Annotated in this window: 15 protein-coding genes; 7 read left to right on the top strand and 8 right to left on the bottom strand. The window is 65.0% G+C overall.

The genetic code is table 11. From position 1 onward, the window contains the following. Positions 1–9: 9 nt before the first annotated feature. On the bottom strand, positions 10–711 hold the full coding sequence (locus LNV28_RS05415) for a hypothetical protein (RefSeq protein WP_263516118.1): 702 nt from the start codon (positions 709–711) through the stop codon (positions 10–12). A gap of 107 nt (positions 712–818) precedes the next feature. On the opposite strand from LNV28_RS05415, the gene LNV28_RS05410 reads away from it, so the two are divergent. Beyond that, complete coding sequence (locus LNV28_RS05410; RefSeq protein ID WP_263516119.1) at positions 819–2,819, top strand: monovalent cation:proton antiporter family protein; 2,001 nt, start codon at positions 819–821, stop codon at positions 2,817–2,819. 21 nt (positions 2,820–2,840) lie between these two features. Here LNV28_RS05410 and LNV28_RS05405 read toward each other — a convergent pair whose 3' ends face one another. Continuing rightward, positions 2,841–7,136, bottom strand: a complete 4,296-nt coding sequence (locus LNV28_RS05405; protein ID WP_263516120.1) for a DEAD/DEAH box helicase — start codon at positions 7,134–7,136, stop codon at positions 2,841–2,843. 273 nt (positions 7,137–7,409) lie between these two features. Between LNV28_RS05405 and LNV28_RS05400 the strand changes: the two genes are divergently transcribed. The 3 genes from LNV28_RS05400 (at position 7,410) to LNV28_RS05390 (ending at position 10,717) form a co-directional block, all read left to right on the top strand. After that, positions 7,410–8,201, top strand: coding sequence for an MBL fold metallo-hydrolase (locus tag LNV28_RS05400; RefSeq protein ID WP_263516121.1), 792 nt, complete (start codon positions 7,410–7,412; stop codon positions 8,199–8,201). A 311-nt stretch (positions 8,202–8,512) separates the two neighbouring features. After that, the gene (locus LNV28_RS05395) at positions 8,513–8,935 is read left to right on the top strand and encodes a pilin (RefSeq protein WP_263516122.1); all 423 of its coding nucleotides are present in this window, start codon (positions 8,513–8,515) and stop codon (positions 8,933–8,935) included. Positions 8,936–9,001: 66 nt separating this feature from the next. Next, positions 9,002–10,717 carry a PglL family O-oligosaccharyltransferase gene (locus LNV28_RS05390; protein ID WP_263516123.1) on the top strand — a complete coding sequence of 572 codons (1,716 nt, stop codon included), beginning with the start codon at positions 9,002–9,004 and terminating at the stop codon, positions 10,715–10,717. Between the two features lie 18 nt (positions 10,718–10,735). On the opposite strand, the gene LNV28_RS05385 is transcribed toward LNV28_RS05390, so the two are convergent. The 6 genes from LNV28_RS05385 to LNV28_RS05360 all read right to left on the bottom strand — a co-directional run bounded on the left by LNV28_RS05385 (position 10,736) and on the right by LNV28_RS05360 (position 22,071). Then, on the bottom strand, positions 10,736–12,529 hold the full coding sequence (locus tag LNV28_RS05385; RefSeq protein WP_263516124.1) for an ABC transporter substrate-binding protein: 1,794 nt from the start codon (positions 12,527–12,529) through the stop codon (positions 10,736–10,738). A gap of 24 nt (positions 12,530–12,553) precedes the next feature. After that, the gene (locus LNV28_RS05380) at positions 12,554–14,383 is read right to left on the bottom strand and encodes an ABC transporter substrate-binding protein (protein ID WP_263516125.1); all 1,830 of its coding nucleotides are present in this window, start codon (positions 14,381–14,383) and stop codon (positions 12,554–12,556) included. A 20-nt stretch (positions 14,384–14,403) separates the two neighbouring features. Further along, positions 14,404–16,269 carry an ABC transporter substrate-binding protein gene (locus LNV28_RS05375; protein WP_263516126.1) on the bottom strand — a complete coding sequence of 622 codons (1,866 nt, stop codon included), beginning with the start codon at positions 16,267–16,269 and terminating at the stop codon, positions 14,404–14,406. A gap of 23 nt (positions 16,270–16,292) precedes the next feature. Then, a complete protein-coding gene (locus LNV28_RS05370; protein WP_263516127.1) occupies positions 16,293–18,131 on the bottom strand; it encodes an ABC transporter substrate-binding protein in 1,839 nt (612 codons plus the stop codon). A 30-nt stretch (positions 18,132–18,161) separates the two neighbouring features. After that, positions 18,162–20,009 carry an ABC transporter substrate-binding protein gene (locus LNV28_RS05365; RefSeq protein WP_263516128.1) on the bottom strand — a complete coding sequence of 616 codons (1,848 nt, stop codon included), beginning with the start codon at positions 20,007–20,009 and terminating at the stop codon, positions 18,162–18,164. 181 nt (positions 20,010–20,190) lie between these two features. Then, on the bottom strand, positions 20,191–22,071 hold the full coding sequence (locus LNV28_RS05360) for an ABC transporter substrate-binding protein (protein ID WP_263516129.1): 1,881 nt from the start codon (positions 22,069–22,071) through the stop codon (positions 20,191–20,193). A 361-nt stretch (positions 22,072–22,432) separates the two neighbouring features. On the opposite strand from LNV28_RS05360, the gene LNV28_RS05355 reads away from it, so the two are divergent. From LNV28_RS05355 to LNV28_RS05345, 3 genes are all read left to right on the top strand, one after another. Next, complete coding sequence (locus tag LNV28_RS05355) at positions 22,433–23,371, top strand: ABC transporter permease (RefSeq protein WP_263516130.1); 939 nt, start codon at positions 22,433–22,435, stop codon at positions 23,369–23,371. A gap of 55 nt (positions 23,372–23,426) precedes the next feature. Beyond that, a complete protein-coding gene (locus LNV28_RS05350; RefSeq protein WP_263516131.1) occupies positions 23,427–24,476 on the top strand; it encodes an ABC transporter permease in 1,050 nt (349 codons plus the stop codon). A 102-nt stretch (positions 24,477–24,578) separates the two neighbouring features. Continuing rightward, entirely contained in the window at positions 24,579–26,297 is a 1,719-nt protein-coding gene (locus tag LNV28_RS05345; RefSeq protein ID WP_263516132.1) for an ABC transporter ATP-binding protein, read from the top strand. Positions 26,298–26,330 lie beyond the last annotated feature (33 nt).

Below are 26,330 nucleotides of genomic sequence, written 5' to 3'. Positions count from 1 at the left end.
GCCGGGGCTTTAGAAATCCAGCAGCAGCTGGGCGCTGAACATATCGCCGCGTTGGCCGTAGGTGCGGCCCCAAAGGTAGGCGAGGTTGAGGCTCAGGCTGCGCTGTCCCTCGGGCACCCAGTGCAGCACCGGCCCGGCGCGGTGCGATTGCTGGTCGGCGGGCAGCCAATGGTTCCAGCGCCCCAGTTCGCCAAAGCCTTGCAGGCCCAGGCGCAGGCCCGGTTGCACGGGACGGGACCATTGCCATTGCAGCTTGAGCTGGCTGCCGTCACGGCGTGTCCAGTCGTGCTCGAGCAGCAGATTGAAGTTGAGCCGGTGCAAGCCCCAGTCGCCTTGCCAGCTCGGGCCGATCTCCAGCGCCGTGCCGCTGTGACGACCGCGGTTGTGGATCAGCTGGCTGTGCAGGGCCAGGTCGAAGTTGCTGTCGGCCCCGGTGAGCAGCCACTGATTCATCCAGTTGAGCGAGCTGAGCTTCTGTGCCTGCCAGCTCGGGCCGATCCAGCTGAGCAGGAGTTCGCTGGTCCAGCGTTCGTTGAAACCGTGGCGCAGGCCCAGCTCGGGCCAGAGCACGGCTGGCTCACCGGGTGCCTGCACGGTCCAGTAGCGCAGGTCCAGCGAGGTCTTGCCGGCCGCAGCGTAGGGGCGCACCAGGTAATAGCCCGGGTCGGCCTGGGCCGGCGCGCACAGGCTCAGCCCAACGAGCAGGGGCAAGCTCAGGGACGCGAAGCGGAGTCGTGCTGCGGTTGCCATGGTGAGCGACGAGCATAGCTGCTTGTTTCCACAGATCGGCGGCGGCCCACGCCCGCTAACATCGGCCCATGATCACCTCGCTCGACTTGGCCCTGATTTACCTGTTTGCCGCGGTGGCCGGGGTGGTGGCCTGCCGCTTCCTGCGCTTGCCGCCCATGCTGGGCTATCTGGCCGTGGGTGTGCTGATCGGCCCCAATGCGCTGGCGCTGGCCGGCGACACGGGGGGCATTCGCTACCTGGCCGAGTTCGGCGTGGTCTTTTTGATGTTCGTGATCGGCCTGGAGTTCAACCTGCCCAAGCTGCGCAGCATGCGCAATCTGGTCTTTGGCCTGGGCCTGCTGCAGGTGCTGATCACCATCGTTTCGACCATCGCCGGGCATTTCCTGATCAAGTCCGGGCTGGAGATGCTGGGCCTGCCCTGGGATCTGAACTGGCAAGGCTCCCTGGTGCTCGGTGCGGCCATGGCCATGAGCAGCACCGCCATCGTCGTCAAGATGATGAGCGAGCGCTTGGAGCTGGAAAGCGAGCATGGCCGCCGCGTTGTGGGCGTGTTGCTGTTCCAGGATCTGGCTGTGGTGCCCCTTCTGGTGCTGATTCCGGCCCTGAACAGCGACGGCCCGGCCATGGCCCAATCCTTGGCCTGGGCCACGCTCAAGGCCGGCGTCTTGCTGACCATTCTGCTGGTCGGCGGCCAGAAGGTGATGCGTTGGTGGCTGACCCTGGTGGCACGGCGAAAGAGCGACGAGCTCTTCATGCTCAATCTGCTGCTGGTGACCCTGGGCCTGGCCTGGTTGACCGAGCATGCCGGCCTGTCCCTGGCCCTGGGTGCATTTGTTGCCGGCATGTTGATCGCCGAGACCGAATACAAGCACCAGGTGGAGACCGATATCCGGCCCTTCCATGATGTGCTGCTGGGCCTGTTCTTCATCACCATTGGCATGAAGCTGGACTGGAGCACCCTGGCCCAGCAATGGCCGCTGGTGATTGCGCTGAGCGTCTTGCCGGTGCTGGCCAAATTCGTGCTGATCGCCGGCTTGGCGCGCCTGTTCCAGGCGCCGGCCGGCGTGGCCTTGCGCACCGGCCTCTACCTGGCGCAGGCCGGCGAGTTCGGCTTTGTGCTGCTGACCCTCGGCGCCCAGCATCAGCTGATTGCGCCGCAATGGGTCAGCGCGGTGCTGGCCAGCATGGTGCTGTCGATGCTGGCCACGCCCTTCTTGATCATGTACAGCAACCGCATCGTCATGAAGCTGTCCAGCAGCGACTGGATGATGCAGTCCCTGCAGCTGACCACCATCGCCAAGAAGTCGATCAAGGCGCAAGCCCATGTGATCATCTGCGGCTACGGCCGCAGCGGCCAGAACCTGGCCCGCCTGCTGGACGGCGAGAACATCCCCTATATGGCCCTGGATCTGGACCCCGACCGCGTGCGCCAGGCGGCCGCGGCCGGCCAGAGTGTGGTCTTCGGTGACGCCGCCCGCCTGCAAAGCCTGATGGCGGCCGGCCTGGCGCGCGCCAGCGCCGTGGTGGTCAGTTACCCGGACACGGCCTCGGCGCTCAAGATTCTGCATCTGGTGCACTCCCACGCGCCGCAGGTTCCGGTGGTGGTGCGCACCATCGACGACAGCGACCTGGAGCGCTTGCGCGCCGCCGGCGCCACCGAGGTGGTGCCCGAGGCCATCGAAGGCTCGCTGATGCTGGCCAGCCATGCCCTGGCCCTGGTCGGCGTGCCCATGCGCCGCGTGATCCGCCTGACCCGTGACGCGCGCGATGCGCGTTATGGCTTGTTGCGCGGCTACTTCCACGGCGCCGACGATGACACCGGCGAGGAGCGCCAGCATGCGCGCCTGCGCTCTGTCACCCTGCCCGTGGCCAGCCCTTACATGCACACCGCCCTGGGCTTGCTCGCCCTGCATGCCACCGGCGTGTCGGTGGTTTCGGTGCGGCGCGCCAACGGCGCCGTGGTGGCGGCCGATGAGCAGATGCTGCTGGAGGGCGGCGACACCCTGGTGCTCTCGGGCGTGCCCGAGGCCCTGGCCCTGGCCGAGGAAAAGCTGCTGCGCAGCGATTGAAGCGGGCCGGCGAGGCCTCGTTCAGCCGCGCAGCAGCGCCGCCAGCGCCTGCGCGTCGAGCACCGTCGCCTCTTCTTGCCCTTCCAGAATCCCATCGGCCAGGCCGCGCTTGTCGCGGTGCAGGTCGATGATGCGCTCCTCGACCGAGCCAGCGGTCACCAGGCGGTAGACGGTCACCGGGCGCTGCTGGCCCATGCGGTGGGCGCGGCCGGTGGCCTGGTCCTCGGCGGCCGGGTTCCACCAGGGGTCGACGATCAGCACATAGTCGGCCATGGTCAGGTTGAGGCCGAAGCCGCCGGCCTTGAGGCTGATCAGGAAGACCTCGCCCTCACCGCGCTGGAAGGCGGCCACGCGCTTGGTCCGCTCGGCCGCCGGCGTGCTGCCGTCCAAGTACTGGAAGGGCACGCCCATGGCCTGCAGACGCTCGGCCAGCAGGGCAAGGTAGTCGGTGAACTGGCTGAACACCAGAGCTTTGTGCGAGCCCTCGACCAGCTCGCGCACGATGCGTTCGAACTCGCCCAACTTGGCGCCCACCAGACCCAGCTCAGGCGCAACCAGGCGCGGGTCGCAGGCGGCGCGGCGCAAGCGCATCAGCTCGGCCAGCACCTGCATCGGTGCCGGCTGGCCGGCCTTGGCGGCGCTGGACACGGCGTCCTGGGCATTGCGGCGCAGCGCCTCCAGGAATGCTTTCTCCTCGCTGCTGGGCTGCACCAGATGGACGATCTCGGTGCGCGGCGGCAGGTCTTGCAAGACCTGCTGCTTGGTCCGCCGCAAGAGGAAGGGCGAGACCAGGCGGCGCAGGCGCTGGCGGGCGGCGTTGTCCTGCTGCTTCTCGATCGGCCCGGCAAAGCGCTCGTTGAACTGGCTGGCGCTGCCCAGCAAGCCGGGGTTGATCAGGTTCATGATGGACCAGAGGTCGGCCAGGCGGTTCTCCACCGGTGTGCCCGAAAGCGCCAGGCGGAAGCCGGCCTGGAACTCGGCCACCGATTTCGCCCGCTTGGTGGCCGCGTTCTTGAGCGCCTGCGCCTCGTCCATCACCAGGGTGGCCCAGGCTTTCTCGGCCAGGCTTTCGGCGTCGATCTGGGCCAGGGCATAACTGATCACCACCACGTCACCGGGGCCGGCGGCGGCGATCAGGCCGGCGCGGTCGGCGTCTTCACCGTAGATGCTGCAGCGCAGCCCCGGCGCGAACTGCGCCGTCTCGGCCAGCCAGTTGCCGCAGACGGAAGTCGGCGCCAGCACCAGGGCCGGGCCCAGCTCGGCGCGCTGCAGCAGCAGGGCCAGGGTCTGCACCGTCTTGCCCAGGCCCATGTCATCGGCCAGGCAGGCGCCCAGGCCGGCCGCGGCCAGGCGGCTCATCCACTGGAAGCCCTGCAGCTGGTAGCCGCGCAGCTCGGCGCGCAAGCCCTTGGGCAGGGCCGGTTCGCTGCGTGCGGCGTGGCCGAGGGCGTCCATGCGTGCCTGCCAGGGTGAATCGCCGGCGACGCTCATGCCATCGAGCGTTTCTTCCAGCCAGGAGGCAGCCGCCTGCGGCAGCTGCAGCTGGTCTTTCTTGGCCTGGGCCAGGGCATCGAGGTCGCGCAGCTGCTGGCGCAGCTGTTCGCTCAGGGCCAGGTACTCGCCCTCGCCCAGGCGCACAAAGCGGCTGCGCGACTCGCGCGCCAGCTTCATCAGCTCCTGCAGGCCGAGTACACGTGATTCATCCAGCTGCGCCTCGCCGCTCAGGCCCAGCCAGTCGCGACCGCTGCTGACTCCCACCGTCATGGACGTGCTGGCCAGCGGAGTCACGCGCAGCGGCTTGCCCTTGGGCCAGTCGAGTGCGGCGATGCCGGGCAGACCCGGCAGCACCTCGACCGCGCGCAGCGCCTCCTCGGCGTCGATCAGCTGCCAGGGTGACTCAGGCGCCAGTTCGGGGTCCAGGAAAGGCAGGGCCTCAAGCACGGCGGCCCGGGCCGTGCGCTCGGCCAGCAGATCGCGCTCCGTGGCCAGGCTCACGCCTTCATGCATGCACATCAAACGCGCCCGGCCCTGGCCCGGCGTGACGGCCGGCCCGAAGTTACCAAAAGGCTGGGCCACGAGCTGCAGTTGCAGGCCCTCGCCCAAGGGCAGCAGGCGGGCGTGCAGGCGGCTGTCGCCGGCCACCAGCTGGCCGGCGGCGGCATCGCTGTGCAGCTGGAAATGGGCGCTCAGCACCTGCAGTGCGGCGCCTAACTCGGCATTCGCCGTGACCGGCACCGACCAACCCTGGGACACCAGCTCGGCAACGCGGCGCTGGGCATTGCTGATGCGGATCAGGCGGGCGTTCTGAGGGCCGTCGCGCAGCACGCGCAAGGCGTCGCGCTTGGCGCTCTCGGTGTCGTGGCTGTTGCCCAGCCAGCCAAACAGGCGTGGCGGCTCGCTGGCGATCAGGGGCGGGTGGATGTGGAACTCGAACTGCTCGCCGCCGCCGTCCGCGCTCGGCCGCCGGCGCACTTCCAGCTCGGGCTGGGCCTCGACCAGCTCGACCCACTGGCCCGGTGCGTCGGCGAACATCAGGGCCGGGTGGCCGATCAGGGCGATGGCGGCTTGCGCGACATCGAGCTGCCAGCTGTTGGCCCCGCCGTAAAGGCTGCGCTCGATATGGCGCAGCACGGCGTTGTCGCGCGCATGGGCGGCGCCGTTCTTCTTCAGCTTGCCCAGGCTGACCTCTTTCAGCTTGAGCACGCCCCGCGCGCTGAGGCTGCGCTCGAAGGGCTCGACATCCTGCACCCGGCCTTCCTTGTCCAGGCTCAGGGCCCAGGCCAGCTCGGGCCCCTCACTGCTGGCACTGCTCTTCTTCTCATCGCCCAAGGTGGCGATGGCGGCCAGGGCATCGCGCCAGGGCTCGCGCGGTGCGCTCAAGAAACTGGCCGGCGCGCTCATGCCGCCCAGATCGACCTTGAACGCGCCCAGCTCCAGACGCTCGGCGGACTGGGCCACGGCGGCGGCCAGCCAGGTCTGGCCGCTGGCCTGCAGGCGCTCCAGCAGGCCTTGCACGGCCGAGCCGTTCCAGCCCGGCGCGGGCTTGTTCAGCCAGGCGGCCAGCAGCAGGCGGTCGGCCGCATGGCCCAGGCTGTGCTCGCGCGACTCCAGGCCGGGCAGATGGGCCAGGGCTTCGGGGTCCAGGCTGTCTTCGCCTAGGCGGCTGCCGATGACATGGGCCCAGCGGCCCCAGAGCTCTTGCGGCGAGGGCTTGCGGGAGCCCGACTCGCCGATGCAGAACTTGCGCGCGGCGGCCCAGGCCAGCGCATCGTCCTGAGCCAGGTGGCAAAGCACATAGATGCGGGTCAGGTCCGTGCTCAGCGGCGCACGGCGCGCGCCGGAGATTTTGCGGATGTCCTTGATGGCCGTGTCGAACTGGGCGATGGCGGCCTGCCACTGGCCTTGCGCGGCCAGCGCCGCCGCCTCGTACTGCGGCAGGCTGGGGCCGGCGAGGCCGCTCAGCAGCTGGCGCATGCCGCTGAAATCAAGCGCCAGCAGGCGCGCTTCGGCCAGGCGCGCGCGCAAGGCCGGGGTGATTTGCGCCGGCGCTGTCGCGAAGCCTTGCTGCAACCATTGCTTGATGCGCTGGGCCCGGCTGTCGCCGACATGAAGCAGGTCGATGCACAAGCTCAGCAGCTCGCTGCGCAGGTCGGGGGCCATGGCCTCCAGCAAGGCGGGCGACCAGGGCTCGGTGATGGCGCTGAGCAAAAGCACGGGGTCGCGCAGCTCGGCCAGTTCCGCGTCCATATGGGTGTGGAAATCGGACTGGGTGAGGCCTGAATGGATGAAAAGGCGCAGCATCTGCAGCTTCTCGGCCTCGTTGCGAAAGCTGATCCAGTTGATCTTGCGCGTCACCTCGCCATAGCCACCGCCGTAGACCCAGGCCAGGCGCTTCCAGTAGCTCTTGCGTGCGTCCTTATCCAGCAGCAGGGTTTCCAGGCGTTCCCGGTGGGTGTTCAGGTCGGCGGCATGGCCCAGGCCGGGCACCAGCTCCACCAGGCCTTGGCGGCGCAGCGACTGAAGAGCCTCGTTGACGTGGCTGGCACCGAAGGGCCGGCCGGAAGGTTGGCGGCTGGCGTCTACCGCCTGCAGCCATTGCAGCAAGCCGGCCGCGCCGCGCCCGCCGCCGCTCAGCAGCAGGGCGTCCAGCACGGTCTGCTCGTCGGCCCGGCTGATGTTCGGCTCGCCGCCCGCGGCCTTCGCACCGGGCCCACCGTCCTCCGGCGCAAGGGCTTGCTTCGTCTTGGCCTGCGCCACGAGCTCCAGCAGCTGTTCACGGCTGAGCCCCGTCTTGCCCGACAGGGTGGTGAATTGCATCGGGGTGGGTGGAGCGGGTTTCTTGGCCATGGGCGCACACTTTTCTTTTTCTCTCTCTTGGAGGCGGGAGTATGCCAAGCGCGCTGGCGGCGAGGCCGATGTGCTGCAAATCACGCCGGTCTGATTCGCAGCCCCTGTCTGCGCCTTTGTGCCGACAAAGCCGGTAATGCTCCCTTGTTTCGGCGCTGGGGCTCAGTACATTGGAGGGCCTTGTCACACGGCCCGGTTCAGAGCGGCGCCGCGACAGCCATACCGCTCCATCTGATGCCTCTCATGAAAATTCGCGTCCTCGGCTGTTCCGGCGCCATTGCGGCCGGCTACAAGACCACCGCCTTCCTGCTCGACGACGATGTGCTGATCGACGCCGGCACGGGCGTGGCCGATCTGCCGCTGGAGGACTTGGCGCGCATCGACCACATCCTGGTCAGTCATTCCCATCTTGATCATGTGCTGTCGATCCCGCTGTTGGCCGATTCGGTGCTGCGCATGCGCGCCGAGGCGGGCCGGCCGCCGATTCAGGTCCATGGCTTGCCAGCCACCCTGGAGGCGCTGCGCCGGCACATCTTCAACGGAGTGATCTGGCCTGATTTCACCCGCCTGCCCAGCGCGGCCCAGCCGGTGCTGGCCTTGCACGCCTTCGAGGTGGGTGAGGTGCTGGACCTGGGCGGTCGGCGCATCGAGGTGCTCAGCGCCGCCCACACCGTGCCGGCCTGCGGCTTCGCCGTGGCCGGCGCCGAGGGCCATTGGGTCTTCACCGGAGACACCGGCCCCAACCCGGCGCTCTGGGCCCGGTTGGCTCAGCTGCAGGTCAGCCACTTGGTGATCGAAACCGCCTTCAGCAACGAGGAACAGGAGCTGGCCGACCTGAGCCGGCATCTGAGCCCCGCCCGCCTGGGGGCCGAACTGGCTCAGCTGAGTGGCTCGGTGCAGGTGCAGATCACCCATATCAAGCCAGGCGAGGGTCAGGCCGTGATGGCCGAGGTCGCCGCCCTGGCCAGCAGCCACCGGATCAGCGCCTTGGCCGCCGGCATGGTGATGGAGCTGGGTGCCGCATCACCGGCTTGAATTCAGAGCATGGGAAAGGTAGCTTCAAGGCTGCCAGCCCCGGATGGACCGACGGCAGCCGCCCTGGCTGCCGTTTTGCATTTCGGGCCTTGGCCTGGGGCGACCATGGGATGTGCTGACAAAATTTGTCACATGGCGCTTTATGTCGGCAGGTTCGAGGGCGTGGCTGACAAAAATTGTCATGCGAAGCCCGACGGGCGCCGCCATTCGTGCGCTTTCTCACGCGATAAGGCTCGGCCAGCCCTGGCACGACCCCTGCATTCAGGGGGTGTGTCCCTCCCCCCGTTCACTTTTTTGCAGGAGTACTCACCATGAAGCGCGTTCAACAAGGTTTCACTTTGATCGAACTGATGATCGTTGTGGCGATCATTGGTATCTTGGCGGCTGTGGCCATTCCGGCCTATCAGAGCTATATCAAGAAAGCGGCATACTCCGAAGTCATCGCCGGCATGGCACCTGCAAAAACGGCAATCGGCATTTGCTACAACACGACGTCGAGTTTGGCTGATTGTGACACTGCGACCAAACTGGGTATCTCTCTCGCGAGCGGTATGACTAGCGGTGCTCTGAAGGAAGTTGCTGTCACGGGAACTACAGCAGCTATCGTGGCAACTCCGAATGCATACAAGGGCGTTCTGACCACGGAAACATGTACCTTGACACCGAGCGTGAGCGGCAATGGTGTTGTGTGGGCCTACTCTGGCCCATGCGCGACCGCCGGTTATGTGAAGTAAAAAAAGAATCGATGGTTGAAAGGGTCGCTTTTGCGACCCTTTTTTCTTGGGCGTTAAGGAAACTGTATGTCAGCGTTACCAATTGCTCTGTTTTTCGCTGTCTGCTTTCCAGTCATTCTCGCCCTGGAAGTCCTGCCACTGATTGGCGTTGCTCAGCAGCTGATGGTAGTTCTGGCTTGGGGCTTTGTTTTTCTTGCTCTTGAAAAAGAATCAGTCAAGCAAGGGAAATTGGCGACTGCAAGCCAGTGCCTTGTGGGCGGTGCTGTTTTGCTGGGGAGCTTCGCATTTGTTCAGTCCAATCGGCTGAGCGGGAGTTTGGATCAAGGTTTGCTTGGCGGGTTCGCAATTCTCGGCTTCGCGCTGGTGCATTGGCGGGCCGCTGCCCGTGCAGAGACATTGGATGCGTGGGCCGATGCCTTTTTTGGGGCTTTTGTGTGCGCGGGTCTGATCAACGCCTTGGTGATTCTGATCCAGGTATTCGCGCCAGAGTTGGCCGATGACATGTGGGTGGCACAGGGCTTTCAGATCGGATACGGAAGCGGAAACCTGAGGCAACCCAACCTGTCCGCTCTGCTTGAACTGTGGGCGGCGGTCTCGCTGAGCGCACTTCACGCGAAAGGCAGACTCAGTCTGCGCCTGGTGTTACCCGCACTCCTTGTTCTGCTGACGGCCCTGGTTCTGACCGCCTCACGAATGGGGTTGCTTGCCTGTTTGGTTCTGGGCGTTTGGGCGATCTTGGATCGCAGTTTGCACATCGGCGTGCGGAAGTGCTTGTGGATCAGCTCGCTGCTGTTGCTGGCCGTTTGGGCTGCATTCTCGATCTGGACGCATCTCAAGGCAGAAGAATTGCTGTTGACCCAAAAGGTATTGTTAGGGTCTAGCAGTGGGCGTACACAGCTTTGGCGAGATGTTCTCTTGCTCGTGAAAGAAAACTGGTTGTGGGGCGTAGGTTGGGGCGAATTTAATTTCGTGTGGACCCTAACTCCGAAAACTGGGCTCCAAAGTCACTACTTTGACAATGCCCACAATCTGATTTTGCATTTGGCGCTGGAAATGGGAGTGCCATTTGCCCTATTTTTTACTGCCGGGTTTGGTGCAATTCTCTGGAAAGCACGGCTGAATATCAGGGCATCGCACGGTGCCGCCGCGATCAGCAAGCAGGCAGCGTTTCTGATGCTCTTGGTGATCGGCTGGCACAGCCTTTTTGAATACCCTTTGTGGAGAATGTATTTTCTAATGCCGGTTGCGATTCTGGCTGCCATGGTTTTGAAATCACCTGGCTCGCAAGAAACCACAGTACAACCGGTACGTTCTCTGAATTATCTTGCTGGCTGTATTTTGGTGGTCGCAGCACTATTCGGTGCTCTGCAATACAAAGTCACTGCGGATTTGCAAACCCTTGCTAAAAACAGAGGATCTCCGGAATGGCTGGAGCAGTTGAAGTCCGCGCGCAACTCCTTGCTATTCTCCTGGGTCGGGTATCGTGCAACTGCGCTTGACATGAAGAATGATTCAATGGGTGTGCGGGTTGCCGAGTATGCGGCGCATGGTGCGATTGATGTTGCACTTTTGGTCGCTTGGGCTGATGCGCTTCGCGCCGCGGGTGACTTGGATCGCGCCCGATTCATCGCCGCGCGCATTGCGGAGTTTGCCAAGCCTGAAAGCGAACGTTTTCTTGCTGTGTGCAGAGAAACGGGAGCCCTGAGCGCAGAGCAAAGTGAAGATCAGCGCTTTCGCTGCCAAGCCCCTGCGGTGCCACTGAGCTTCCGCGACTTCCGGTGAGCTTCCCTTGAGTACGACTCAGGCGATGTCCATGAACCGCCACGCATCCCTCGTGAACGGCTGACGGATGAAGCCCTTGACCCCGGCCTGGCACAAGTCGACCCGCATCAGGTGGAGGTGCGGCTGGTAAGGCATATAGCTCAGCAGCAGGCGGTTCAGCTGCTGCATCATGGCGTAGCGTTCGGGCCCATCGGCCAGCAGGCGCTGCTGGGCATAGAGCTTGTCATAGGCGGGTAGCTGGAAGCGGGCGTCATTGCTCTGGCCGGCGTTGGGGCCGTAGCCCATGCCCAGCAGGAAGTCTGCATCGGGCGCGCCGAGGTCCCAGACATAGCCCCAAATCATCAGCTGGCTGGCCAGGGCTTTCTTGATCAGTTCGCCAAAGGTGGCCGACTCGAACTCGATGCGCAGGCCCAGCGCGTCCATCTGCTTTTTCCAGAGCTCGTCGATCAGGCGTTGGCGTGAGCTGCCGGCCGTGCCGGCGCGACGCAGGGTCAAGCGGCTGCCGTCGGGTTGCAGGCGGTAGCCCTCGGCATCGCGCTTGTCGTAGCCGTAGAGGTCGAGCAAGGCGCGGGCGCGCGCCATGTCGTGGCGGCCCACTTCGCTGAGCAAGGCCGGGTCGTGGCCGTAGACCAGGGGCGGCAGCATGGACTGGGCCGGCACCGCCTGGCCTTTGTAGACGATGCGGATCTCCGCTTCGTTGTCATAGCCCAGCGTGATGGCGCGGCGCAGAGCCACGCGCTCGGCAGACAGGCCGCCGACCACCGGGTCCTCCATATTGAAAAAGCTGAAACCGATGTCGGCACCATAGCTCCGGAAAACCTGCACGCCACGCTTGCGCAGATTCGGTGCCAGCTGTCCGCCCGGCAGGGCCAGCGGAGCCACCTCGGTGGGCATCTCCAGCAGGTCGAGCTCGCCGCCATTGAAGGCCAGCCAGCGCGGTTGCGTCTCGACGATGATGCTGATCTGTATCTCGTCCAGCATGGGCAGGCGCCGCCCTTTCAGCAGCCGGGCAATGGCCTGGCTCTGGGCATCGGGCGGCACCTCGCCGGGCTCGTAGACCTGCTCGCGAAAGCCCGGGTTGCGCTCCAGCACGATCTGCGAGCTGCGCCGCCAACTCTTCAGCCGGAAGGGCCCGGTGCCGACCGGGTGGGCCAGCAGATCGGCCGCATAGGCCTCCACCACCTCGCGCGCCATGGCGCCGGTGTAGCCGGCATTGGCGAACAGGTGGACGAAGCGCGGGTCGGGCTCGGCCAGGCGCACCTCGAAGCGGTAGCGGTCCAGCGCCCGCAAGCCCGGCACCTCGCGGTCGTAGTCGAAGGGCGTTTTGCGCTGGATGGCCTGTTCGCGCAGCTCGCTCAGGCCCAGGATCTTGGCGTTCTCGAACTGGTAGAGATGCTCGGTCTTGAGCAGCGGGTCGTAGAAGCGTTTGACCGTGTAGACGTAGTCCTGTGCCACCAGCTCGCGCGGCCGGCCCTTGAAGACGGGGTCATCGGCAAAAAAGATGCCGGGCTGGATGGTGAAGACAAAACGCTTGAAATCAGCGGACACCTCAGGGAGGCTGGCGGCGGTCTGCGCCCGCAGCTGCACCGGCCTCGCCAGCAGGTCGTAGGTCAGTGGGGATTCAAAGATATGGGCGTTGACCGCCACCGAGGTGCGGTCGGACACCTGGGCCGGGTCGAAGCCGACTTCGGCGGAATTGAAGGCGGTGCGCAGCACCTTGCGCTTTACCGAGGCAGCACGTTCGGGCAGGGCCTGGGACCAGGGGCTGGCCACCAGCAGGCCGGCGGCGGCCATCAGCTCACGTCTTTGCATCGTCGTTCTGTCTTTTCTGAGGGCTCAGCGCTTCGTGGGTAGGAGCGCGGTGTCGATGTCCAGGTACTGCCAAAAGTCGTAGCGGAACAGGGGCCGGCGGTAGCCGATCAACCAGGGCTGGGAGATGTCGGAGACCAGGCGATGGACATGGGTCTTCATGGGCATATAGGCCGCCTGAATGCGCTTGGCCTGCAGGAACAGGGCATCGCGCTCGGGGCCATCAGGCATCAGCTGCAGGCGGTCATAGAGGGCGTCGAACTCGCTGTTCTTGAAGCGCGCCAGATTCTGGTTGCCCGTCTGCGGCCCATACAGGCGCTGCAGCGCCGGCAGGCCGTCGGGCGCGGCGGCCACCGTGCCCAGGTACCAGAGCATGAGCTTGCCCGCCCGGGCCATCTTCAGCTGTTCTGGCCATTTGCCGTGCATGAAGCGCACCTTGATGTGAACGGCCTTGAGGTTGCGTTGCCACAGCTCGTCGTACTGGCGCGAGAGGGCGTCGGGCTGGTTGGCCACCTCAATCTCCAGCGGGCTGCCGTCCGGCATGTCGCGCCAACCATCGCCGTCGCGGTCGACATAGCCATACAGATCCAGCAGGGCATTGGCGTGCGCGGTGCTGTAGTCGCCGTTGCTGCTCTTGAAAGTCTCGGAGTAGCCGCTGGTGTGGGGCAGCACCATGGACTGGGCCACGATGGCTTGGCCGCGTCGTACGCGCCGAATCTCGCCTTCGACATCGATGGACAGGGAAATAGCACGCCGCAGTGCCACCTTCTCGGCGCTGTAGCCACCCACCGTGGGGTCTTCCATATTAAAGAAGGTGAAGGCGCTGTCCGCCGCCAGCACCCGGCTCAGCTTCATGCCTTGCTTGGCCAGGTTCGGGGCAAGCTTGCCATGGGGAATGGCGACGTTCACAAAGTCCGCAGGCAGGCGCTCAAGAAAATCATGCTCGCGGTTCAGGAAGGAGAGCCAACGCGGCTGGCTCTCCTCGATGATGGCAATCTCCACCCGGTCGATCATGGGGATGCGCCGGCCCTTGAAGCGGGCAGCCAAGGCCTGGCCCTCGGCATCGTCGGCATTGGGTTCGGCATCGTAGAAACGTTCGCGGTAGCCGGGGTTCTTCTCCAGCACCATGCGCGAGCTGCGCCGCCATTCCTTGAGCAGATAGGGGCCTGTGCCGATGGGGTGCTCCATGGTGTCGCGGCCGTACTGCTCGGCCACTTCCCAGGCGACCGCGCCAAACAAGTCGCTGCGCGCCAATTGCTCGAGCAGGCGCGGGCGTGCCTGGTCTAGCTTGATCTGCAAGGTGTAGCGGTCGAGCGCCTGCAGGCCTTCGATGGGCTTTTTGCTTTCAAAGGGCTGCTTGCTGCTCAGCGCCCTCTGGCGCAAGGCGGCCAGGCCGCTGACGCCCCATTCATCCACCGTGTTCCACATGGGGCTCTTCAGCGCCGGGTCAGCGAAGCGCTTGAAGCTGTAGACGTAATCGGCGGCCACCAACTCGCGCTTCTGGCCTTTGAAGGCAGGGTGATCGGTGAAATAGATGCCGGGCTGGATCTTGATCGTCCAGGTGCGGAAATCGGCCGAAACCTCGGGCATGGCGGCCGCGGTCAGGGGCTTGACCTTGACCGGGCGGGCCAGAAAGTCGTAGGTGTAGAGCGCCTCAAAGATATGGGGCGTCACTGTCAGCGAGTAGGTGTCGCTGATCTGAGCCGGGTCAAAGCCGGTCTCGGCCACCAGGAAGGCGTAACGCAAGACCTTGGCGGGGTGGGCCGCTGGAGTCGCTTGCGGTACAGGGTTCGCGACTGCTGCGAGGCTCAAGGCCAGGCAGGCGCCGGCGCCGACCCGCTTCAGGGCCCATCTCATGGCAAGGGTGTTCAGCCTCATCAGTGCGGTGCTTTCTCGGTGTCAATGTCCACATACTCCCACCAGTTCAGCCAGAAGGGTGGGCGGCGGTAGCCGATCAGCCAGGGCTGGGCCAGGTCGGTCAGCAAGCGGTGGCCGCGCGCGCGGTAGGGTGCGTACGCCGCAGCCACGCGCTTGGCCTCGGCAAACACGGCCGCCCGCTCGGGGCCATCGGGCAAGCCATTGGCCTGCTCATACAGCTGGTCCATCAGCGGCAGCTTGAAACGTGCGTAATTGCTGCCGCCGATACGTGGGCTGTAGAACAGGCCCAGGGCGTCCTGCCCATCGGGCGCAGCGGCCGAGCTGGCCAAGGACCAGATCTGGAACTTGCCGGCCCGCATGGCCTTGAGGTTCTCCGGCCACTTGGCGGTCTTGAATTCGATGCGCAGGCCGATCTGGGCCATGGCCTTCTGCCAGATCTGGTCGATCTGGCGCTGGAAGCTCTCCGGCGTGCTCAGGCTCTCCAGGCGCAGGGGGCTGCCATCGGGCTGCTCGCGGAAACCGTCGCCGTCGCGGTCGATGTAGCCATAGAGGTCCAGCAGCGCACGGGCGCGCGCCGGGTCATAGTCGCCGCCCTCGCTCTTGAACTGCGGGTCATAGCCGGTGGTGTGCGGCATCAGGATGGACTGCGCGACGATGGCCTGGCCGCGCCGCACGATGCGGATCTCGCGTTCGCTGTCCGTGCCCAAGGCCATGGCGCGGCGCAGGGCCACGCGTTCGGGCTGGTTGCCGCCGATCACCGGGTCCTCGGTGTTGAAGACGGTGAACAACACGTCCGAGGTCAGCACGCGGTAGCCCTGGATGCCGCGCTTGGCCAAGCCCGGTGCCAGCCGGCCGCCGGGCATGGCCTGGTTGATGAAGTCTTCCGGCACCCGGTCGATCAGGTCGAACTGGCCGTTCAGGAAGGACAGCCAACGCGGCTGGTTCTCTTCGATGATGGAGATCTCCACCCGGTCCAGCATGGGAATCCGGCGACCCTTGAACCGGGTCAGCAAGGCCTGACCCTCGGCGTCATCGACGCGCGGTTGGGCGTCGTAGAAGCGTTCTCGGTAGTCGGGGTTGCGTTCCAGCACGATCAGGGAACTGCGCCGCCAGCTGGCCAGGCGGAAGGGCCCCGTGCCCACCGGGTGCTCCATGGAACGTTGCGGGTAGGCCTCGACCACCTCGCGCGCCACGGCGCCGAACAGGCTGGCGTCGGCCAGCAGCTGGTCGAAGCGCGGACGGCTCCGGCCCAGCTTGATCTGCAAGGTGTAGCGGTCCAGGGCCTGCAGGCCTTCGATCCGGCGTTCGTAGTCAAAGGCCTGCTTGCTGCGGGCCAGCTCGGCGCGGTATTCGTTGAGCCCGAGCAGGTGGTTCTCTTCCAGCGAGTCCCAGGCCGGGCTGTTGGTGGCGGGGTCGGCGAAGCGCTTGAAGCTGTAGACATAGTCGGCCGCGGTCAGCTCGCGCCTTTGGCCCTTGAAGGCCGGGTCGTCGGCAAAATAGATGCCCGGTTGGATGCGCAGGGTCCAGGTCTTGAAATCAGCGCTGACCTCGGGCAGGGCCACCGCGGTCAAAGGCTTGATCCGGGCCGGCCGCGCCAGATAGTCGTAGGTCAGCAGGGACTCGAAGATGTGCGGGGTGATGGTGCGTGAATAGATGTCCTGCACCTTGGCCGGGTCGAAGCCGGTCTCGGCGATGCGAAAGGCGTAGCGCAAGACCTTGGGCGCGGGCAGTGCCTTGTCCGCGGCCTGGGCTGCGGAGCCGACGCCGAACCCGGCCAGGAGCAGCAGGGCGGCGCTCAGGCCTGAGCTCAGGCATGCACTCAGGCCGTGCCGGCGCATGCGCGCTGCGCTGAAGAGTGGAGCCATGGCCCGCATGTGGCGCGCCCCTCTCAAGGCTTGCGCTCGGGCGGCTGGCTGTCGACGAATCGCCAGTAGCCGGTCATGAAGGGGTGGGGCAGATAGCCCTGCAGCCAGGGTTGCGCCACGCGCAGGCGAATGCGGTGCACATGGGCTTTCATGGGCATGTAAGCGGTCAGCAGGCGCTCGGCTTCCTGGATCAGGGCCAGGCGTTCGGGGCCATCGGCCAGCATCTGAATGCGCTGAACCAAGCGGTCATACTCGGGCAAGGAAAAGCGGCTCAGATTGTCTTCACCCTTGGCCGTGCTGAAGCCGGTGCTCAACATGGAATCCGCATCCGGAATGCCGGAGGTCCAACTCAGCATCCACATCATCAGCCGGCCAGCGCGGGCCGCCTTCATATTGTCCGGCCAGTTGGCGGACTTGAATTCGATGCGCACTTGCAGCGCGGCCATGTGCTTGCGCCAGAGTTCGTTGAAGGCGCGCGAGTTGCTGTCCGGTTGCGTGTGGTACTGCAGACGCAGCGGGCTGCCATCGGGAAGGTCGCGCCAGCCATCGCCGTCGCGGTCCACATAGCCATACATGTCCAGCAGGGCGCGCGCCTTGGCCGGGCTGTATTCGCTCATCTCGGTCTTGAAATCCGCTTGGTAGCCGAAGGTGTTGGGCGTGACGATGCCTTGGGCCGGAACCGCCAGGCGCCGGCGCAGTTGGCGTGCTTCCTCGGCGTTGTCATAGGCCAGGCCGATGGCGCGGCGCAGGGCCACTTTGTCCGGTGTGTAGCCACCCACCACCGGATCTTCCATATTGAAATAACTGAAGATCACATCGGACAGCAGATTGCGGTGCAAGGCCATGCCGCGCTTGGCCAGATTGGGCGCCAGCTGCCCCCGCGGCGCGGCGATATTGGCGTATTCATTGGGCACGATGACGAAATCGAACTCATTGCCAAGGAAGGCCAGCCAGCGCGGCTGGTTCTCGGTGACGATGGACACCTCCACGCGGTCTACCAGGGGCAGGCGTCGGCCCTTGAGCTGCCGTGCTACCGCCTGCGCTGCCGCATCGTCGGCCGCCGCCTCCTCGTCGAAATAGGTCTCGCGGAAGCTCGGGTTGCGCTCCAGCACCAGGCGCGAGGCCCGGCGCCAGTCCTTGAGCACAAAAGGTCCGGTGCCGACCGGGTGTTCGCTGACCGCGTCGCCATAAGCTTCGACCACCTCGCGTGCCACCGCCAGGGCCAGCGGTTGCGTCAGCTGGTGGGCGAAGCGCGGGCTGGCACGGCCCAGCTTGATGACCAGGGTGTAGCGGTCGGGTGTCTGCAGGCCCTCGACCGGAGCGTCGTAGTCGAAAGGTTTGCCGTTCTTGAGGCCGCGCTGGCGCAGCGCTTCCAGGCCGAGGATCTTCTCGTTCTCCAGATTGGCGTAATGGGGGCTGCGCAGCTGCGGGTCGAAGTGGCGCTTCAGCGCATAGGCATAGTCGGCCGCGACCAATTCGCGCTTTTCTCCCGGTTTCAGGCCTTTGAAGGCCGGGTCGGCCGCAAAGAAGATGCCCGGCTTGATGCGCACCGTGAACTGCTTGAAATCGGGGCTCACCTCCGGCAAGGCCGAGGCCGTCAGCGGCTTGAGCTTGACCGGCCGGGCCAGATAGTCATAGGCCAGGGGCGACTCGAAGATGTTGGAGACGATCTCGATCGAATACTCGTCATTGATGCGCGCCGGGTCCAGGCTGGTCTCGGCGATGGGGAAGGCCATGCGCAAGACATGGGCGGGGCCTTTGGCTTCGGCGGCCGGCGCCGCATTTGCGGCTTCGACAGCGGCGCTGGCACACAAGAGCAGGCCGGCCAGCAGCGTGGCGCCGGCGTTCCAGGGGGTCCTCACGATCTCATCTCCTCCTGCCACTGGGGCGGACTATTTTTTTCCATCGGCCTTGGGGCTCGCCTGCGCGGCCTCGGCGTCGATGTCGATGTACTTCCAGAAATCTCGCACAAACACATTGCGGTGGTAACCGCTGACCCAGGGCTGGGCCAGATCGGTGTAGACGCGGTGCACATGCATTTTGATCGGCATATAGGCCACGATCAGCTTTTGCGCCTCCGTCATCAGCGCCAGGCGTTCGGGCCCGTTGGCCAAGGCCTTTTGCTGCTCGTAGAGCGCGTTGTAGGCCGGCAGGTCGAAGCGGGCCTTGTTGGACTGGCTTTTGTTGGGCCCGTAGCCCAGGGACAGAAACGTGTCGCCGTCGGGCGCAGCGGCGCTCCAGCCCACACCCCACATCATCAGTTTGCCGGCGGTCGAGGCCTTGAGGTTCTCGGGCCATTTGGCGATGCGGAACTTGATGCGGATCTGGATCGCATCCATGGCCTTTTGCCAGAGCTCGGCCAGGGCGCGCTTCTCGCCGTCCTGCTCGGTGGTGTACTCGATCGTCAGGTCGCTGCCGTCCGCTTGATCGCGCCAGCCGTCGCCGTCGCGGTCGACATAGCCGTACAGGTCGAGCAGGGCGCGGGCGCGGGCCAGATCGTGCTCGCTCATGGTGGTCTTGAGCGCCGGCTCGTAGCCGAACACGCCCGGGCTGATCGGGCCTTGCGCGGCCATGGCTTGGCCGCGCCGGGGCAGGCGAATTTCCTTGTCGATGTCGATGGCGAGCGAGATCGCACGGCGCAAGGCGACCTTGTCCGGCGTGTAGCCGCCCACCACCGGGTCCTCCATATTGAAGTAGGAGATGGCCACATCGGCGCGCGGGTAACGCACCATCTGCATGCCTCGCTTGGCCAGATTGGGCGCCAGCTTGTTGTTGGGGAAGGCGATCGGTGCGTACTCGGCCGGCACCTCGTCCACCAGGTCGAACTCGCCGCGCAGAAAGGACAGCCAGCGTGGCTGGTTCTCTTCGATGATGGCGATTTCCACCCGGTCGATCATGGGCAGGCGCCGGCCTTGCAGGCGTGCGGCCTGGGCTTTCAGGCGTGCCTCGCTGTCGGCCGGCGGCTGCTCGTCATAGCGCAGCTCGCGGAAATTGGGGTTCTTCTCCAGCACCATGCGGGAGCTGCGCCGCCATTCGGTGAGCGCCCAGGCGCCGGTGCCCACCGGGTGCTCCATGATCTTGTCGCCGTAGCGCTCCACCACCTCGCGGGCCACAACGCCCATCACCGAGGGGTCGGCGAACTGGTGCACAAAGCGCGGGTCGGCCGCCTCGGTGCGCACCTGGAAGGTGTAGCGGTCGAGCTGGCGCAGCCCGGCCACCGGGCGCTCATAGTCGAAGGGTTTTCTCTGTTCCAAGGCCTCGCGGCGCAGCTCGTTCAAGCCGGGCAGGCGGGCGTTTTCCAGCAGGTAGAGGTTGGGGCTTTTCCAGCGCGGGTCGAAATGGCGCTTGATGGAATAGATGTAATCGGCCGCCGTCAGCTCGCGCTTTTCCCCTGGCTTCAGGCCGTCGAAAGCCGGGTCGTCGTTGAAGTAGGTGCCGGGCCGGAGGCGGAAGGTCAGGGTCTTGAAGTCGGCCGAAATCTCGGGCATCTCGGCGGCGGTGGCAGTGCGCAGGCGCAGCGGCCTTGCCAGGTATTCGTACTGCAGCGGCGCTTCAAAGATGCCGGCCGCGATGATGCGAGAGTACAGGTCCGAGATCTGAGCCGGATCAAAGCCGGTTTCGGCAACGCGAAAGGCGTAGCGCAGCACCTTGGCCGGCGGTTCCGTGGCGGCGCCTTGGGCCAGGCAGGGGGCGGCCGTCAGCCCGGCTAGCAAGAAACAGAGCACCCGATGTCGCAGCACGATCTAAGGCATCCTCGGCAAACAAACGCGCCGGCAAGCTTGTGGCTGCGGCGCGTTCGATGGGGCTGGAACCGGTGGACGCACCCTGAGGCGCCCAGGTCCAGGACAGGGCCCGAGTCTAGTGCGAATGTCCGGGCCCGACCATGCAGTCGAACCCCAAGCCGGCCTTGCTGCGCGGGCTTTACTTGGACTCGCGCTGGAAGCGCTCCTGGTCGATGTCCACATAGTTCCAGAAGGTGCGGACGAAGACATTGCGCTCGTAGCCGATCACCCAGGGCTGGGCCAGGTCGGTGAAGATGCGGTGGATGTCCATCTTGTAGGGCATGTAGGCAATCATCAGGCGCTGGGCTTCACGCATCACGGCCTGGCGCTCGGGGCCGTCGGGCAGGGCTTTTTGCTTTTGGTACAGCTCGTTGAAGGCCGGCAGGTCGAAGCGTGCCTTGTTGGCCTTGCCCTTGGCACGGCCATCGCCCAGGGCCAGGAAGGTGTCGTTGTCCGGGGTCGAGGCGACCCAGCTGACGCCCCACATCTGCAGCTTGCCGGCATTGGCCGACTTCAGGTTCTCGGGCCATTTGGCTGTCTTGAAAACCATCTTGACCTGCAGTGCGTCCATGCCCTTGTGCCAGAGCTCGACCAGCTGGCGGCTGTCGGTGGTGGGCTGGGTGGCGTACTCGATGCGCAGGGGCGAGCCGTCGGGCATGTCGCGCCAGCCGTCACCGTTCTTGTCGACATAACCGTACAGGTCGAGCAAGCCCTTGGCCTTGGCCAGGTTGAATTCGCTCATCTCCGATTTGAAGCTCGGGTCATAGCCGAACACGCCGGGAATGGACGGGCCTTGCGCGGGAATGCCCTGGCCGCGGCGGGCCAGGCGGATCTGCTTGTTCACGTCCATGGCCAGGGAGATGGCGCGGCGCAGCGCGATCTTCTCCGGCGTGTAGCCGCCCACGGTCGCGTCTTCCATATTGAAGTAGGAGAAGGCGATCTCGGGGTAGACGAAGCGCGTCATCTGCACGCCCTTCTTGGCCAGACTGGGCGCCAGCTTGTTGTTGGGGATGGCGATGCCGGCAAACTCAAAGGGCAGCTCGGGCAGGACTTCGGCCTCGTTGCCGAGGAAGGACAGCCAGCGCGGCTGGGTCTCTTCGATGATGGCGATCTCCACCCGGTCGATCATGGGCAAGCGGCGGCCCTGCAAGGCCTTGACCTGGGCGGCCAGCTCGGGCTTGTCGGCCGGGGGCTGCTCTTTGTAGAACTCCTCGCGGTAGTTCGGGTTCTTCTCGAGCACGATGCGCGAGCTGCGGCGCCACTCGGCCAGGCGCCATGCGCCGGTGCCGACCGGGTGTTCCATGATCTTGTCGTGGTAGGCGTCGACCACCTCGCGCGCCACGGCGCCCAGGAAGCCGGAATCGGCGAATTGGTTGATGAAGCGCGGGTCGCTCACGCCCAGCTTGATCTGGAATTTGTAGCGGCTGAGCTGCTGCAGGCCTTCGACCGGGCGGTCATAGTCAAATGGCTTCTTGGCCGCCATCAGCTCCTTGCGCAGCTCCGAGAGGCCCAGGATCTTGACGTTCTCGAGCAGGTAGAGGTTGGGGCTCTTCCACTGCGGGTCGTAGTGGCGCTTGATGGAATAGATGTAGTCGGCCGCGGTCAGCTCGCGCTTGTTCCCCTTGAAGGCCGGGTCATCGTTGAAGTAGATGCCGGGCTTCACTTCGAAGGTCAGAGTCTTGAAGTCGGCCGCGATCTCGGGCATGGCCACCAAGGTGTTGGGCACCAGCTTGGCCGGTGAGGCCAGGTACTCGAACTTCAGCGGCGCGTCGAAGATGCCGGCGGCCACGGTCTTGGAATAGGTGTCCGAGATCTGCGCTGGGTCGAAGCCGGTTTCGGCCACGCGGAAGGCATAGCGAAGAACCTTGGGCGCGGACTTGGCGGTTTCGGCCGTGGCCTTGGTGTCGCCGGCCGACCAGGCCGGAGCGCAGGCGGCCGCCAGGGTCAGCCAAGCCAGGGCGCGCCGGACGGCGCCGCTGCGGGCATGGTGCGTGGGGGTCGGTCCTTGCGGATTGCTCATGGTCATGCTCGGTGAAGAAGGAAGTTCGCGGGGGCACAGGGCCCAAGAGTGCGGCCTGGCACTGGCGCTTGCCAGATTGGCAGCCCAGAGCGCAAAACCGCGCAGTCTAGGGCCTGGCCGCTAGCTTGGGGCAGCCTGGGGTCATGCAGATCGTGCATCAGGTCCTGCAATTTTCAATCATGTGCAGGCAAGCCTGTCCAGGTATTGCCCCCTGGCCATGGGGCGCTCAGGGCAAACGCCCTGAAAACCCGTGCTGGCTTCGCTTAGACTCGCGCAACTTTTCCCGCAAACCCCGTCCGCCACCCGCGTCCGGGGTTTCTATTTGTCGAACCGACGACGCGTTAACTGGAGCCCGACAGCAATGGCGGCATACCTGCTCAGACGCCTGTGGCAAATGATTCCGACTCTGCTCGGCGTCGTGCTGCTGGTGTTTTTCCTCTTCAAGTACTTCGGTGGCGATCCCGCCGAAATCATGGGCGGCCTCAATGCCAGCCCCGAGCAGATCAATGCGATCCGCGAACAGTTGGGCCTGAACAAGCCGGTCTGGGAGCAACTCTGGATCTTCATCAAGCAGATCGTCACCTTTGACTGGGGCAAGAGCTGGGCGACCAATGAATCGGTGGCCAACCTCTTCAGCAGCCGCCTGCCGGCCACGCTGACGGTGATGCTGCCCATCCTGATCCTGGAAGTCTCGCTGGCGATCCCCTTCGCCCTGGCCGTGGCCGCCGTGCGCGGCAGCCTGACCGACCGCACGGTCATGATCCTGAGCACGGTGGCGGTGTCGATCTCGCTGCTGGTTTACGTGATCGTGGGCCAGTATGTGTTCGCCTTCCGCCTGGGCTGGTTCCCTGTGCAGGGCTGGACTGACAGCGTCTGGACCAACCTCACCACCTACGCGCCCCTGCCCATCATGGTGGCCGTGGCGGTGGCGATTGCGCCCTACACGCGCCTCTACCGCACCTTCTTCCTCGACGAGATCGGCCATGACTACGTGCGCACCGCGCGCGCCAAGGGCATGACCGAGCGCACCATCTTGCTCAAGCATGTGCTGCGCAACGCCATGATCCCCATCATGACCAACATCTCGGTGGCCTTGCCCGGCGTGTTCGTCGGCAGCTTCCTGCTCGAGGTGTTCTTCTCCATCCCGGGCCTGGGCCGCGAGATCCTGCTGGCGGTGAACCGCAGCGACTATCCCGTCATCCAGGCTTTCGCCATCTACATCGCCTTCCTGACCATGGTGGTGAACCTGATCACCGACGTGCTCTACAAGCTGGTCGACCCGCGCGTGGTGCTGAAATGAAAATCAAGAATTCTCCAGTTTCATTCCGCTTCGGAGATGCGAAATGAGTGCAGTCATGTCTTCTCCGACCCCCTCCGCCGGCAACCCCAAGGCGCAGAAATCTGAAGGCGTGTGGGCCGCTTCCTGGCGCCGCATGAAGGCCGACAAGGTGGGCATGGTGTCCATGGCCATCGTCGCGTTCTTCCTGCTGATGGTGATCGCCTCGGCCAGCGGTCTGCTGGCCAAGAATTGGCAGAAGGAAGTGGGCGTGCCCAATGCGCCGCCGACCTTCATGGGCCCGGCCCCGGCCGAAGCCACGGGCGTGATCGCCCAGCCTAAAGGCCCCAATGTCGACCTCAGCGACATCGACCCGCTGGCGCCCAAGTACAAAGAATGGGAAGAGCGCGCCAGCAAGTTCAAGACCGAGGATGTGGTCAAGGCCGAGACCCTGCCCCTGGGCGGCGACCGCCTGGGCCGCGATGTGCTGGCCAAAGTGATCAAGGGCGCGGAAGTGTCCATCCTGGTGGGCGTGCTGGCGGCCGTGGTGGCCACCATCATCGGCACGGTGCTGGGCGCGATCTCGGGCTTCTTCGGCGGCAAGATCGGCGACTTCCTCGAGTGGCTCTACAACGTCTTCACCGCCATCCCCAGCATCCTCTTGATCTTTGCCTTCGCGGTGATCTTCGGCAAGGGCGTGCTCTCGGTGGTGATGATTCTGGGTCTGGCCGGTTGGCCCGGCATCTACCGCCTGATCCGTGCCGAGTTCATGAAGCACTCGGTGCGCGAATATGTGCGCTCGGCCGAGGCCATTGGCGCCTCGCGCTACTCGCGCATGTTCAAGCACATCCTGCCCAATGTCTCGCATGTGGCCCTGGTGCAGCTGAGCCTGCATGTGGTGAGCTTCATCAAGAGCGAGGTCATCCTGTCCTATCTGGGCCTGGGTGTGGGCGTGGACCAGGTCTCCTGGGGCACCATGCTGAGCGAATCGCAGAGCGAGCTGATCCTCGGCTACTGGTGGCAGCTGGTTTCCGTGACCGCCTTGATGGCGGTGTTCGTGACGGCGTTTGCGCTGTTCACCGACGCCTTGCGCGATGCGCTGGATCCGAAATTGCGAGGGCTGGAGTAATTGTGGGTTGGACCTTGCCGTACTCGGCAAGCTCCGACCCCAAGTGACTGTAGCTGTTAGGTATTTGTCGGTCGGTGTGAACGAAGTGAACACCGATCCACCATGAAAGCATTTATGTTGCTGAGCATTCAAGACCTCAAGGTCGCCTTCCGCATGGGCAAGGTGAACGGCCAGATGCAACGCGCGCTGGCCGTCAAGGGCATCAGCTTCGACATTCCCGAGAACTCGACCGTCGCCCTGGTGGGTGAGTCGGGCTCGGGCAAGTCGGTGACGGCCATGTCCATCCTCAACCTGCTGCCGAGCAATGCCGAGCGCCAGGGCAAGATCCTGTTCCAGGGCCGTGACCTGCTGCAGACTTCGCTGCCCGAGCTACAAGCCATCCGCGGCCGTGATATCGCCTGCGTGTTCCAGGACCCCATGACCTCGCTGAACCCGGTCTTCACCGTGGCCGACCAGATCATGGAGCCCCTGATCAAGCACATGGGCATGAGCAAGAAGCAGGCCCTGGTGCGTGCCGAAGAGCTGCTCAACGAAGTGGGCATCCCCGAGCCCAAGCGCCGGCTCAAGGCCTACCCGCACGAGATGTCCGGTGGCCAACAGCAGCGCGTGATGATCGCCGTGGCCCTGGCCTGCAGCCCCAAGCTGCTGATTGCCGACGAACCAACCACGGCGCTCGATGTGACCATCCAGCGCCAGGTCATGGAGCTGATGGCCAAGCTCAAAGAGACGCACAAGATGAGCCTCTTGTTCATCTCGCACGATCTGGGCGTGGTGGGTGAGATCTCCGACCAGGTGGTGGTGATGCGCCATGGCGAGATCCGCGAGAAGGCGCCCGTGGCCGAGATCTTCAGCGCCCCCAAGGACAGCTACACCAAGGCCTTGCTGGCTTGCCGCCCGTCCTTGACCGAGAACCCGGCGCGCCTGATGGTCATCGACGACCACATCGCCGCGCAGAAGGGCGAGGCCCGCGTGCAAGCCCTTGGCAAGGCCAAGGATCCGAACGCACCGGTCATCCTGGAAGCGCGCGGCCTGCAGAAGAGTTTCTTCTTCAAGGCCGGCCTGTTCAGCAAGAAAGAGTTCAAGGCGGTCAAGAACGTCAGCTTCAAGCTGCGCAAGGGCTACACCCTGGGCGTGGTGGGCGAGTCCGGTTCGGGCAAGACCACCATGGGCCTGACCCTGCTGCGCCTGCATGAGCCCAGCGGCGGCGAGGTGCTGTTCGAAGGCAAGGACCTGCTCAAGATGAGTGGCAATGACTGGCAGAAGATGCGCCGTCGCATCCAGGTCGTGTTCCAGAACCCGTATGCCTCACTGAACCCGCGCTTCACCATCGGCCAGACCTTGGTCGAGCCGATGGAGATTCACAAGATCGGCAAGGACCATGAGGACCGCCTGGCCCGCGCCAGCGCCCTGCTCAAGAAGGTGGGCCTGGACGACACCGTGCTGAACAAGTACCCGCACGAGTTCTCGGGCGGCCAGCGTCAGCGCATCGCCATTGCCCGCTGCCTGACCCTCAACCCCGAGGTGCTGGTGCTGGACGAAGCCGTGTCGGCGCTGGACGTGTCGGTGCAGGCCCAGGTGCTCAATCTGCTCAAGGACCTGCAGGACGAGTTCGGCCTCAGCTATGTCTTCATCAGCCACGACCTGGCCGTGGTGAAGTTCATCTCCGACGAGGTGCTGGTGATGCAGAACGGCGATGTGGTCGAGCAGAGCGAGACGCAGGCGCTGCTGGCCTCCCCCAAGCAGGAATACACCCGCAAGCTGCTCGGTGCGGTGCCGCGCGGCTACCAGGGCGAGCCTGTGGCCACGGTGGCTGCCGCCTGAGGATGAAAACGCGGGTACCGCCCCATCTGCCGA

Source organism: Paucibacter sp. DJ2R-2, assembly GCF_025717675.1.
GTDB lineage: Bacteria > Pseudomonadota > Gammaproteobacteria > Burkholderiales > Burkholderiaceae_C > Paucibacter_A.
Note: the sequence above shows the minus strand (reverse complement) of the source record. Positions and strands in the feature narration are given on the sequence as shown.